Origin of the sequence: Paenibacillus sp. LHD-117 (assembly GCF_030929555.1) — a bacterium.
GTDB lineage: Bacteria > Bacillota > Bacilli > Paenibacillales > Paenibacillaceae > Pristimantibacillus.
Map to the genome: position 1 here is coordinate 15,686 of NZ_JAVFVT010000043.1, position 13,421 is coordinate 29,106.

Below are 13,421 nucleotides of genomic sequence, written 5' to 3' on the forward strand. Positions count from 1 at the left end.
GCAGCGAGCCCTTCACCGCTGAGTTAAGCGGTAAGGGTTCGTTGCGTCTAGCGATGGATGAATTCCATTAACCGCCTGCTCCACTCGCAGGATTTTTTCATTACAAGCAGGTCTGACGGAGATATACTCTGCTCCAGAGCCTCGATTTCAATGTCACTCGTGCCTAAGTAGCCGGGAAAGGTCGTCTTCTGCTTGTTGGTTACGATGACAGTGGGTGGATGAATGTGGTATCCCAACCGCCCTAAACGCCCCAACTAAATCCGAAATCGAATTGATGTTGATGTAAAATTGATGTAAAACATCAACAGAAACCATCGGAATGGAGCCTTCCAGAACGGAAGACCATCGGTGAAAAGCCCGAAAATCAAGTTTTCTGCGGATTACAACATTTTTTTGTTAAAATCAAAATTAAGTCATGAAAATACGGTTAAAGGGAAAGCGGAGTAGAGGATAAATCCTTTATCCCCCATCTCTTTATCCTTTCTTTAAGTAGGAAGGATGATGATTATGAAAATTGAATTTGAAAATAATACGATAGAATTTAACGTTCTATATGGCATTAGAAAAAAGATATCGGTTCATATTGATTCTGCGGGTCTCATAACCGTTAAAGCTCCTAATGGCACAAGCAACGAGATGGTTACGAGCGCCGTGAAACGGTATGGGAAACGGATCTTGGAACAATTGAATTCGATTGTGGAAGCACTTAATATCCCTACGACAAGGGAGTATCAAGATAAAGGAAAGTTCCTTCATCTTGGGAGATATTATTTTCTCCATGAGTTAATCGAGACGAAAGATCTGAATGAAGAAGAGCTGAAAAATAGTCTTAAGAAGTTCTATTTCTCAAGCTGCAAGAAGATTGTAGGGGAACGCATCAAGATATATCAAACTAAGCTGAAAGTAAAACCCAAAACGATTGAGATCGTTGAATCTAAAACCAAGTGGGGAAGCTGCAGCTCGGACAAAAAAGTAACCTTTAATTATCGTTTGGCCATGGCACCGGTTGAAGTGATTGATTATGTTATCATCCATGAACTCTGTCATCTCACTCATATGAATCATGATCGGTCATTTTGGAGACGTGTAGGAAGCATAATGCCGGATTATAAAGAAAAGGAAGAGTATTTGGCAAGGTTTGGTCAAGCTATGACACTTTAGTCTTCAGCCTCCGCGATCCCTTCTTTAACATCCTCGTATCCATAGTCGTTTGTTCCCAAAAAACGTTGCAAAAACGAATCATATGGAGTAGATTTTTTCCTCAAAATACTTGTTACTTAATAACAAGTATTTTTTTATATATTAAAATTTACTAATCCTTCATTAAGAGATAATTATATTCCGTGTATTGGAAAACAATTCGCCATGCTGGGAAGTTATAATGATAAAAGGAGATTTTTAATAAAAGGAGCATATTGTGAAAAGCATTCAAACCCGCTTATTAATCTTGCTGCTTATTTTTATAATCCTTCCGTATTTTCTGTCCGTGCTGTTGATCTATCGGCAAACGAAAGAGAATGTGGAACGGCATGAACTTGAGAACAGCCGCGAGCAAATGCAACAGGCGTCAGAAGATCTGGCGCAATATTTTGATGACATCATTAATCTTCCGTATATTTTATATCGAAATCCAGACTTGTTCGGGGTGTTTGAACAAGGTTTTGAAAGTTCTCTATATTTCAACCAGCTTGAAATCAATAAAGGCATGACTACCTTTTATTTGATGAGAAGCGAGATTCGGCAGATTCGGTTTTACATCGACGAAGGGAAAAGCTCTTTTACCGTTTATAATGCCGTGTTAAGCGCCCGTAAGCGGAAGCCGGATTTATTGAAGCAAGCTTCAATTCAGAAGCTGATAAATTCTGATCGGAACTATCTGATCGAACCGCCTCATCGGATCGAGAACTATAACAATACGTCGTTTATACCCGAGTCGGACAAATCGATGGTATTGACGGTTCATCATAAAATATTGGATGCCTTATCGAAAAAATTTCTCGGTATCATCACGATAGACATTGATTTGGACAAGATAGCTCGCATCTCCAATCATATTGTTCAAAAAAATAAGGAAACCGTATTGCTTTCCGATTCGGACGGCTATGTCATCTATGCAAGCGATGAAGCCCTGATCGGAAAGACGGTTCCGGCCGAATTGCAAAACAGAATCCATTCGTCGGCCGCAGGCGCACAATCTCCAGAAGGGGATATTGTCTTCACCAGAACATTGCCGGAACCGATACAGGAGTGGCGCTTTACTAAAATAACCTCAAGCCAATTTTTATTTGAAAACGTAAGGGAAACCGCCTATACGAATATCATCGTTGGTGTAATCGTGGTCGGTCTTGGCTTGATCATGGTAGCGATTATTTCATACAAAGTTACACGGCCAATAAAGCTGCTTAGCCGAAAAGTGCTGAGCATTGAAGGCGGTAACTTGAATGCCGAGTTTGATGATCAGAGGGAGGATGAAATCGGTAATCTGGAAAGGCACATCAAGGAAATGATGAACCGGATCAACCTTCACATCGATCGGGAGTACAAGCTTGAGATCGAGAATAGGAAAAACCAGCACAGGGCGCTAAAGTCTCAGATCAACCCACACTTTTTATTCAATGCGCTACAATCCATTGCTGCGGTTGCCCTGCTTTCCGAATCGCCAAGAGTATATCAACTGATAACCTCCTTATCCAAAATGATGCGTTACTCCATTCGTGTGGATCAAAAGTCTACGGTTCGGAGTGAAGCGGATTACGTAAGAGCGTATTTGAACCTGCAAGAGGAACGTTTTCAAACCGATTTTAGCTTCTTGATAGAGTTGCCCGAAGCCATTCTTCCTATTCCGGTTCCGAGCATGATATTGCAGCCGCTCGTTGAAAACTTCTTTAAACACTGTTACGACGAGGGGTTTGATCAAGCCCACTTGCATATTTACGGCGAGATTCGAGATGAATGTTTGAATCTGGTTGTTGAAAATAACGGAAGAAGCATAACGGATGACGAGTTAGTGGCACTAAAAAACAAAATCTACGCGCCGGTTAACGAAGGGAACTATTCACCCCAGCATATCGGCTTGAAAAACATTCATGATCGTTTGGTGCTTCATTATGATCAGTCGGCGGGAATTGAACTGGATTCTATGCAGGGACAAGGTTTCTCCGTGCGGCTGGTGATTCCGAGCTACCTAAAGGAGGAATAACGTGATGAAAGCTCTTATCGTAGACGATGAGATCAATGTAAGAAAAATTATTCGTTTTTTGGGACAGTGGGAGAAACACGGGATTACCGATGTTTTCGAAGCCAAAAATGGCATAGAGGCTAAAGTGCTAATTGAACGGGAATGTCCGGAAATTATCATGACTGATGTGAAAATGCCCAAAAATACCGGGATTGAGTTGATCGAGTGGTTGGATGCCAATGCTTATCCGGGAAAAGTGATCATGATTTCAGGGTTTGACGATTATTGTTTCATGCGCAATGCGTTCAAGTTCGGATGCTTTGATTATTTGATGAAGCCCATCGAAGATGAAATGCTGAATGAAACCTTGGCGGGAGCGGTAAAAGCCTGGGAAACGGGAGAGGAAGAGCGCCGCAAGACGGAGTCGGGTTTCTATGAGGATGTTAAGCAGTTTCGCTTAAACAGGGAGATTACCGCTGCCAGCAACGGTGAACCGTTTGATTCCGGCGAAATCGCTTTGTCTCTCCCGCAAGCGGATGCGTACGATCTTACGATGATGTATTTTTACCAAACCCATCGCCCGGATCCCTATCTTCGGCTTTTGACCGATGAACTGGCAATGCGGGAGTGGGGGAATGCCTATGTACTTCAGAACGACCCTAATAGCTGTGTGATCCTTTCGGTTCACGGCCAGTTCATCAGGGTAGAGGAATGGATTACCCAGCACATTGATATTCCCGTTCGTCTGGTTAGCGGCCATCCAATCGAATCGTTGGAAGAGCTCCCGCATTCTTTTCAAGCTGCACAGAGGGCAATGGTCGAACAAAACTTCAGAGCCATACATCGTTTGGCGGATTTGGATGATGCAAGGCGCATGCATGACATTGTCGCTTTTGTAGAAAAAAATTATACGGAAGAGTTAAGTTTGGACAAACTGTCGACCCGTTTCTTCCTAAGCCGTGAACATATCTCGCGGCGATTCAAGCAAGAAATAGGGATAACTCTATCCAGCTACGTCACGCAATTACGAGTTAATCAAGCCAAACGGTGGTTAAGCGAATCGGATGAGAAGATGTACTCGATTGCACTAAAGCTCGGTTACCAGGACGAGAATTACTTCTCGAGACTGTTCAAAAAAAACGTCGGCATGACGCCTCTTGAATATCGGAATGCAGGGGGAAAATCATGAGAAGAAGGGTTATTACATTTATTTTAACCGGATTGATCACCCTGTCGTTTTCTGCATGCGGAGAGGATAATCGTCCGATGGAGGAATCGGTTGCTAAAGCTGCCGATGAGACCATTACTTTAGAGGTGCTTAATCCAAAAGTGGAAATTTCCATACCGTTCGAGCAGATGGTAAGAGAATACGAGAAAGAAAATCCGAACGTTCATATAAATGTTTTAACCTTTGGCGGAGGGGCAAATTACCTTGGCGAATTGAAAGCGAGATTTGCGGCAAATAAAGGTCCCGATATCTTTCCTAATGGCGGTTATGAAGAAGCGGCAGTCTGGAAAAGGTACCTCGAGGATTTGTCCGATCAACCATGGGTGAAACAAGTTTTTGATGAGGCGCTTGAGCCGATGAAAATGGACGGGAAAATATACGGGATGCCTATCAATTTTGAAGGTTATGGCCTTATCTACAATAAGGATTTATTCGCAAAGGCCGGGATCGATACGCCGCCAACAACCTTTACCGGATTAAAGGAAGCGGCGGAAAAGCTGCATGCCGCAGGAATTACTCCGTTTGCGGTCGGCTATTCGGATAGTTGGTTTTTCGTTCTCATGTTGAATATTGCTTTCGCGCAACAAGACGACCCGGACGCTTTTATTCAAGCATTAAATGATGGAACGCAGACCATGCACGGGAACAAAAAGTTTGAAGATATGATTCGAATGTTGGATTTGACCGTTCAATACGGCAATAAAGATTTTCTTACGACAGACTATAATTCGGAAGTTGAGTTGTTTGCAACAGGCAAAGCAGCGATCCTGAAACAAGGAAATTGGGTTCAATCCAAGATTGATCAAATAACACCGAAGATGAACATCGGTTTTTTACCCCTGTCGATTAATGATGATGCCGGAAACGATGCGTTGCCGGTCGGCGTATCCAATAATTGGGCTGTAAATAAACAATCTTCTCCGGAGAAAAAGAAAGAAGCAAAAAAATTTTTAAACTGGATGGTTTCTTCGGAACAAGGAAAAACGTTTATGAAGGAACGATTCCATTTTATTTCGGCGTTTAGACATATAGAAACGGACCGTTCAGGACAGCTCTCGGATGATCTAATTCGTTACGCCAATGAGAAGAAAACATTGTCATGGAATTGGTTTAAATTTCCTCCAAGGGCAAGAGAGGAGTTTGGCTATCTCATGCAAGCTTATGTAGGCAACCAGATTAGCCGCGATCAATTGCTTCAGGAGCTCCAAAAGTCATGGGAAAAAACGAAGATGCAATAACCCAATCAATATAAGCCCGTAGATAGATCAATTCACAACATGTCCATAACGATTCGTCTCTATTAACATTGAAAGAGAGAACAGAACATGAGAGGAGTTCGATTATGAATTTCAAGAAAATGATCAAACAAGCAACAGCAGCAACCTTCGCCACGATATTGCTGGTAGGAGGAGGAACTCAAGCATTTGCGAAAGAAATAGACAACAGAGATCATAAAAAAGGATATGGCTTCTCCCATATCACGCGCGCTGACATGTTGAAATTGCCTGAACAACAGAAGAGCGAACAATTCAAAGTGCCCGCGTTCGATGCTTCAACCATTAAGAATATTCCAGCCGCAATCAAATACGATGAGCACGGCAACAGTATTGAATTGGATGTTTGGGATACTTGGCCGCTTCAGAATGCGGACGGAACCGTGGCAAACTATAATGGCTACCAAATCGTTTTTGGTTTGGCGGGAGACCCTAAAGTAGGATCGGACACATTTATTTACTTGTTCTATAAGAAGGCAGGGGATACATCGATTGACAGCTGGAAAAATGCCGGCCGGGTATTTAAGGATAGCGACAAATTCGTACCGAATGATACGATTCTAAACAATCAAGCCGAAGAATGGTCGGGTTCCGCAACGTTGACTTCCGACGGCGAAGTTCGCTTGTTCTACACCAATCGTCACCCTTGGGATCCGAGTCGGGGATTTTACGGGAAACAAACCTTAACGACGGCTCAAATCAACGTGTCTCAACCGGATAACGATACGCTGAAAGTGGACGGCGTAGAAGATTTCAAATCGATCTATGACGGCAAAGACGGCAAAATTTATCAAAACGTCGATATCACCGGTTTCAGCAAGGGAGACTCGATCGATAATCATACTTTAAGAGACCCTCATTACGTGGAGGAAAACGGCCGTAAATATCTTGTTTTTGAAGCGAATACCGGAACGGAAACAGGTTACCAAGGAGAACAATCCTTATTTAACAAAGCTTACTATGGCGGCAACAAAGCCTTCTTCCAGGCTGAGAAAAACAAATTACTGCAAAGCCCTGCCAAGCCGTATGCGGAAATTGCGAATGGCGCAATCGGTATCATTGAATTGAATGACGATTATACGTTCAAAAAAGAAATGAAGCCGCTGCTTGCATCCAATACCGTAACGGATGAGATTGAACGCGCCAACGTATTCGAACTGAATGGAAAATGGTATTTGTTCACAAGCTCAAGAGGATCTAAAATGTTCATTGATGGAATCGATAAAGAAGACATCTACATGTTGGGGTACGTATCGGATTCTTTAAAAGGACCGTACAAACCATTGAACGACACGGGACTTGTTCTTCATCAAGATCTTGATCCTTATGATATTACCTGGACTTATGCTCACTTTGCGATTCCGCAAGTTGAAGGCAATAACGTGGTCATCACAAGCTATATGACGAATAGAGGCTACTTTGACGATCATCATTCCACTTTTGCACCGAGCTTCTTGATGAAGATTAAAGGTTCCAAGACTTCAGTTGTTCAAAACAGCATTTTGGAACAAGGGCAATTGACAATTAACGATTAACTGATAACAAGCCTCCTAAATAACAAAAAAAGAAAATGCCAATTTTAAATTGGCGTTTTCTTTTTTTAATAATGGGGCAAATAGGCAAGCGAGGTGTCGACATGAATGAAATTCACCAAGCTCATAAATGGGTGATGGCCATGGCGGAAGGAAAGAAAATAGGTTTTTACGAGTCTCGCAACTTAAAAGATTGGCACTATACAGGCAGCTTCATTACGGAAAATATCGGAATTGTGGAGTGTCCCGATCTTTTTATGATGCGGGCGAATGATGGTACATTGAAATGGGTGCTTGGAGCCAGCGCAAATGGTAAATCGATAGGAAAACCAAACACCTACGCCTACTGGACCGGAAACTTTGATGGAAAGGAATTTATCCCGGAGAATGTAGGATTAAGACTTCGAGAATCAACAAATAAAACCCGCCATGTAGATGTCGGAGTGTTTGTGGAAGGTCAATATTCTTACGTCAATAGAGCTTTTACAGAGCAGCCCGACAATAGTAATCGAAATGTTGAAAGCAGAGCGCCATTTGAGGGGGAAAAGAAAAAAGTCCACTTAAAGATTCTTATTGATAAAACAAGTATTGAAGTTTTTATTGATGATGGTGAAATCGTTTTTTCCAACGAAATATTCCCTGAAACAAACGATAAAGCAATTACTCTTTTTTCCGAAGGTGGCACCTCGATCTTTGAAAATGTTGTAATCAAGCACTTTAACAAAGATTAGTCGAGTGTGGACATTGATTTTTTTGTTCAATAATACTCACTAGGCCCACTGATTCCCAAATTTCTTCATTTCATGGATGATTCCGTGAAGGGCATGTCCCTTATCGGTAAGAGCGTACTCTACCGTTGTCGGTACGGTCGGATAGACCGTCCGGGTAATAACTCCTTTATCTTCAAGATGGCGAAGCGTATCGGTCAACGATTTGGAACTAATCCCGCTCAAGACTTGTTTTAATTCGCCAAATCTTTTTTTCTCATGAAACATCATTTCGCGGATGACAAGAAAAGACCATTTTCCTCCGACAATATCAAGTGATTTTTCAATCGAACAATGAAAATCGTTTACTTGATTCTCCGTTTTTTCCATTCGAGTCTCTCCTCAAGTCTGACTTTATCTATTAACTTCATTATATGCTACCTAAAAAGAGGCCTCAAGGTTACCTCAAGGTTACCAGGTAAAAAGAAAGTGCGTACTTCATATTTCTATTCTCATGTACTATTATCTAACCTGAAAGCTGCTTGGCAGCTAGTTCAGGGGAGGGAGCAACAATGAACGGAACAAGACACGCTTATGAAGATACGGTAATCGAAGAAATGAAACCTGATCGCAGATGTTTATCCCGTAATGAAAGGATGACTTATTATGAATTATTGTAAACTTGGAAAAACAGGGATTGAAGTTTCTGAAGTTGGATTCGGCGCGTGGGCGATTGGCGGTGATGCCTGGGGGCCGGTCGAGGACAATCAGTCCATCAATGCGATGAGCAGGGCATTGGAACTCGGAATCAACTTTATTGATACAGCGGATGTATATGGAAGCGGACATAGTGAAACGCTTGTCGCAAAGGTCATTAAAGAAAGGCGGGATAAAATCATCGTTTCGACAAAAGGGGGATTGTGGGGACATCACCGCGATCCCAAAGGAGCACCGGTTTATGATAAGCCAGAGAAGATTGTTGAAGCGTGTGAAGCAAGCCTGCGCCGTCTTGAAACGGATTACATTGATATTTATTTCTGTCATCTTTGGTGGGACAAAGAAGAGGAGACGGAAGCATTCATGCGTGCTTTTGAGATCCTGAAGAAAGATGGAAAAGTAAGGAGCGTTGGCGTCTCAACTGAGAATTTCGATTATATCAAACATTTCAATCGTGAATCCGGGCTTGATGCGGTACAACTGGATTACAGCATCCTGAATCGTTCAACGGAAAAAGAGGTTCTTCCCTATCTCGAAGAAAATCAAATCGGAGTCGTCGTCAGAGGACCGTTAAAGATGGGATTGCTTACGGGCAAGTTTTCCAAAGACACTATATTTCCTGAAGGGGATATTCGTAAGAACTGGCCGGATGAGCCATGGTTTCAAGAAAGTCTAAAAAAGGTAGACAGCTTGCGTCCACTGGAAAATGAGCAACGTAAACTAAGTCAAGTAGCGCTGCGTTACGTTCTTAATCATCCGGCTGTATCCTCCGCGATTCCTGGCGCGAAAACACCTGAACAGGTAGAGGCGAATGCTTCTGCTTCCGTAAGGCCGCTTCTTTCTAATGAGGATCTACTTAACATTACCCAAGCGGCACCTTTCTAAATTTTCGTTGGAGAGGAGCAAATGGAATGAAAGTTTGATAACCGGTGCTGGCGAGGGCGAGTTCTCGCGCCGGCACTGGCAGACAGCACAGGTTGAAAAAAGATATTTGAAGTGAGAAGAACAACTGCACTTTGGGGGTTGTTCTTCTTTGCTGCCTTCAAATCCAAAGAGACCGTTAGGGTGAACTCCACTGATGTTTTTTTTCGTTCGTTAGATGAATAAGAGTGGATAAAAATAAAAGATTGATTTCATAGGGAGCATGGTGTATTCTTCAAATTATAGAAACGTTTCGATGTTGCATCTATGTATGAAAGGGTTTTCTAACGAGTTGTTTTGGCTAACCCCCTCCAAAATCTTAATTAATAGCAGAGATGAAGCTGTGTATCTCTGTAGTAATCGAAACGTTTCGATGAAAAAACATGGATGATGGTTATGTATACAAAGGAGGGCTGCCTAACAAGAATAATTGTTGAAAGCGGTTTATTTCGAAGACGAAAAGACGGCCCAGGATGTTCTGCAAGGTCCTTACGGATTGATAAATACCATTTAAGGAGAGGATTCCAAAATGAACACACCTTCCTATAGAGTAGCTTTCATCGGCTGTGGCAAACGTGCGCACGAGCATGCCGTCGGCGTGCAAGCAGACAGCAGATGCGAGGTTGTCGCGCTGTCCGATATTTCGGCCGAGTCGGCCGAGAGACTTAATACCGAGTTTGGTTTTGGAGCGCGGACCTACACGGACCACAAGGAAATGCTGGCGAAGGAGAAACCCGACGTCGTTCTGATTTGTTTATGGACGGGGTTACACTTGCCTGTTTTCCGGGATTGCGCGGAAGCCGGCGCGAAGGCCGTTCTATGCGAGAAACCGATGTCGGCGACCTGGGGAGAATGCCAGGAGATGGACCGGATCGCGAAGGAGACGGGCTGCCAGCTGACCTTCTCGCTTCAGCGCCGTTTTGCAAAAGGGAATCAAACGGTGCGCCGTCTGATCAAGGAAGGAAAAATCGGTCAAGTGGTGCGGATGGACCTGTATTCCCCGCCGAACCTGCTGGACTGCGGCATCCATACGTTTGACCAGGCCATGAGCTTCATGGATGAAACGCCGGCGAAATCGGTGCTCGGCGCCGTCGACACGACCGAAACGTATAACTGGTTCAATGTACCTTCCGAATGCGGAGCGTCCGGGCTGATCGCATTCGAGAATGGCGTTCTTGCCAACGTCTACTCGGGCTCCATCGATACTTGGGAACCGCCTTCGGATATGACAAAAACCTGGGCAGGCGTGCGCGTGCACGGCACCGAAGGTTTTATCGAAGTCATGTGGGACGGCCAAATCGTCAGAGGCATTCGTTACGAAGATCCATCCTGGAAGCCGGAGATGGAATTGTGTTCGATGTCCGAGCAGATGGAGGGTTATGTCCGCCATGCGATCGACTGCTTGGGGACAGGCGAAGAGCCCGAGGTTTCTTCCGCCAAGGCGCTCCGCGCTTCGGAAATTATTTTCGCGTTCTATGAATCGGTGCGCCGCAACGCGCGCGTGGAGCTGCCGCTCGAAGGTTTTACGGACAGTCCGTTTATTACGATGTTAGAGAACGGCCAATTTGCCAAAGAAGGAGCGTAACCAAACCATGACGAGACCTAAGCTTGCATTAATCGGAATCGTGAACGAGGAATCGAAGCAGGATTTTTGGGGAACGATGCAGCGCGTTGCCGAGATTGGTTATAAGGGGATCGAAGGCGGAGGCGAGCTCCTAAAAGGCGATGTGAAAGCGAACATGGCGAGGTTCCATGAAATGGGACTTCAAGTCGCGACGCACAGCATAAATAAGGAACAGCTGCGCGACGAGAAGCTGCTCGATCAAGTGATCCGGGAAGCGCTCGCGCTGCAAACGAAGGATATCACTTTCTGGTGGGACGTCGTGGATAATCGGGAGCAGCTGCTTCGCGACGCCGAATTGTATAATGCCGCAGGCGCAAGAATGAAGGCAGAGGGCCTCCGATTCTGTTACCACAACCACGCTCACGAGTTCCAAAACGTGTTTAACGGCGTGTACTCGCTGGATATTTTGGCGGAGCACACGGATCCCCAGCATCTCTACTTCCGCATGGACGTCGCTTGGATTACGCTTGGCGGCGCCGATCCGGCGCATATTCTTCGCAAGATGGCGGGCCGCGTGCCGGCCATCCATCTGAAGGACGTTTACGGCACCGACGAGGTCGGCAAGTGGACCGCGGTCGGAACGGGCGTGGTGAACATCAAGGAATCGATTGAAGCCGCCACGGAAATCGGTGTGGAATGGATGACGGTCGAGCAGGACCAGCTCCGTAACCTTACCGGGATCGAGACCGCCACCGTCAGCTATTTGAACTTGAAAGAGATGGGCTTGCTTTAAGCTGTCGACGGACGATGAAATGGATGTTTGGACAGCTATAGGAGGTAGATTAACTTGTCCAAAGAATTACGAGTAGGGCTTATCGGATACGGGTTTGCCGGAAAAACGTTTCATGCTCCCGTCATCACCGCAGTGCCTGGTCTAAGGCTCGCAAAAGTGGTCGAGCGGAAAAGCGAGCTATCGAAGGTCCGCTATTCGTGGGTAGACGTCGTCGGGAGCGTGGAGGAGCTGTACGCCGACCCGACGATCGATCTCGTCGTCGTGACGACGCCGAGCACGAACCACGTTGAATTCACGCGGGATGCACTATTGGCGGGCAAACATGTTGTCGTCGAGAAGCCGTTCACCGCGACAAGCGAGGAAGCGGAACAGTTGATCGAACTGGCCAAAAGCCAGGGCAAGATGCTGAGCGTATTCCACAATAGACGTTGGGACGGCGACTTCCTGACCGTGAAGAGCATTGTCGAGCAGGGGCTGTTAGGCGAGTTGGCCGAATGCGAATTTCGTTGGGACGGTTTTAATCCGATCATGAAGTCCGACAATTGGCGGGATCAAAGCGGCCCGGCGACAGGCGTGTTTTACGATTTGGGCAGCCACTTTATCGATCAAGCGCTGCAATTATTCGGAGTTCCGGAGACGATATCCGGCGATATTCGCGTGACCAGGGAAGGCGGAATCACGGACGACTATTTCGATGTAGCACTTGGCTACCCGGGCAACTTGAAGGTCGTCATGAAGTCGTCTCGTTTCGTCCGCGAACGAAGCCCGAGATATACGCTGTATGGCAGTAAAGGGTCGTTCGTCAAATACGGAACGGACCCGCAAGAGGCCGCGCTTATTGCAGGCGGAAGCCCCGGAGAGTCGGCCCATTGGGGAAAAGAATCTCGCGAATGGTGGGGCACCATCAACACGTCCGCGGGCAATCTGCATGTCGAAGGATTGGTAGAGACGTTGCCGGGATCCTACACTTCCTACTACGAGAATGTTTACAGGCACATAGTGGGACTAGAAGAGCTAGCCGTCAAGCCGGAAGAGGCGCTTCAAACCATTCGGCTGATCGAACTGGCTTATCTGAGCCATGCCGAGCAGCGCACAATCAAAGTGTAACCCCCAAAGCACCCCCTATAGCGTTCATCGGAATAACACCAAGGTGTTACTCCAATGTCCATTATAGGGGGTGTTCTTCGTTGGCGTTCCGCGGCCGAATGTGTACGAAATTTCGTATACGTGGCCCCCACATCGGCTCTCCTCGGCCGAATGTGTACGAAATTTCGTATACGTGGCCCCCTCTTTGGCGTTCTGCGGCCGAATGTATACGAAATTTCGTGTACATAGCTCCCACTTTGATGCTCCGTGCCGAATGTGTACGAAATTTCGTGTTCGTAGCCCCAACTTTGGCGCTCCTCGGCCGAATGTATACGAAATTTCGTATCCGTGGCCCCACGTTGGCTCTCCTCGGCCGAATGTGTACGAAATTTCGTATACGTGGCCCCCACTTTTGCGCTCC

The 13,421-nt window shown here is 45.5% G+C and carries 10 protein-coding genes and 1 pseudogene; 10 read left to right on the top strand and 1 reads right to left on the bottom strand.

Translation table 11 applies throughout. The features are described 5' to 3' along the window. Positions 1 to 507 precede the first annotated feature (507 nt). From RB620_RS25845 to RB620_RS25870, 6 genes and pseudogenes are all read left to right on the top strand, one after another. Positions 508 to 1,161: a M48 family metallopeptidase gene (locus tag RB620_RS25845; protein ID WP_308099452.1), complete on the top strand. Its 654-nt coding sequence runs from the start codon at positions 508 to 510 to the stop codon at positions 1,159 to 1,161. A gap of 256 nt (positions 1,162 to 1,417) precedes the next feature. Continuing rightward, the gene (locus tag RB620_RS25850; protein ID WP_308099454.1) at positions 1,418 to 3,199 is read left to right on the top strand and encodes a cache domain-containing sensor histidine kinase; all 1,782 of its coding nucleotides are present in this window, start codon (positions 1,418 to 1,420) and stop codon (positions 3,197 to 3,199) included. Between the two features lie 4 nt (positions 3,200 to 3,203). Further along, the gene (locus RB620_RS25855) at positions 3,204 to 4,367 is read left to right on the top strand and encodes a response regulator transcription factor (RefSeq protein WP_308099456.1); all 1,164 of its coding nucleotides are present in this window, start codon (positions 3,204 to 3,206) and stop codon (positions 4,365 to 4,367) included. Then, entirely contained in the window at positions 4,364 to 5,644 is a 1,281-nt protein-coding gene (locus RB620_RS25860) for an ABC transporter substrate-binding protein (protein WP_308099458.1), read from the top strand. Before RB620_RS25855 ends, RB620_RS25860 begins: the two co-directional genes overlap by 4 nt. Positions 5,645 to 5,748: 104 nt before the next feature. Next, positions 5,749 to 7,215 carry a glycoside hydrolase family 68 protein gene (locus tag RB620_RS25865; RefSeq protein WP_308099459.1) on the top strand — a complete coding sequence of 489 codons (1,467 nt, stop codon included), beginning with the start codon at positions 5,749 to 5,751 and terminating at the stop codon, positions 7,213 to 7,215. A gap of 116 nt (positions 7,216 to 7,331) precedes the next feature. Further along, positions 7,332 to 7,943 (top strand): annotated as a pseudogene (locus RB620_RS25870) (GH32 C-terminal domain-containing protein); the annotation flags it as partial. 39 nt (positions 7,944 to 7,982) lie between these two features. Here the strand turns inward: RB620_RS25870 and RB620_RS25875 are convergent. Beyond that, positions 7,983 to 8,309 (bottom strand): winged helix-turn-helix transcriptional regulator, encoded by a 327-nt coding sequence (locus RB620_RS25875; RefSeq protein ID WP_308099460.1) that lies wholly within the window; start codon positions 8,307 to 8,309, stop codon positions 7,983 to 7,985. A 276-nt stretch (positions 8,310 to 8,585) separates the two neighbouring features. Between RB620_RS25875 and RB620_RS25880 the strand changes: the two genes are divergently transcribed. From RB620_RS25880 to RB620_RS25895, 4 genes are all read left to right on the top strand, one after another. Next, positions 8,586 to 9,521: an aldo/keto reductase gene (locus RB620_RS25880; RefSeq protein WP_308099461.1), complete on the top strand. Its 936-nt coding sequence runs from the start codon at positions 8,586 to 8,588 to the stop codon at positions 9,519 to 9,521. A gap of 565 nt (positions 9,522 to 10,086) precedes the next feature. Continuing rightward, positions 10,087 to 11,142: a Gfo/Idh/MocA family protein gene (locus RB620_RS25885; protein WP_308099462.1), complete on the top strand. Its 1,056-nt coding sequence runs from the start codon at positions 10,087 to 10,089 to the stop codon at positions 11,140 to 11,142. Between the two features lie 7 nt (positions 11,143 to 11,149). Then, the gene (locus RB620_RS25890; RefSeq protein WP_308099463.1) at positions 11,150 to 11,914 is read left to right on the top strand and encodes a sugar phosphate isomerase/epimerase family protein; all 765 of its coding nucleotides are present in this window, start codon (positions 11,150 to 11,152) and stop codon (positions 11,912 to 11,914) included. 54 nt (positions 11,915 to 11,968) lie between these two features. Continuing rightward, complete coding sequence (locus RB620_RS25895; protein WP_308099465.1) at positions 11,969 to 13,021, top strand: oxidoreductase; 1,053 nt, start codon at positions 11,969 to 11,971, stop codon at positions 13,019 to 13,021. Positions 13,022 to 13,421: the final 400 nt, after the last annotated feature.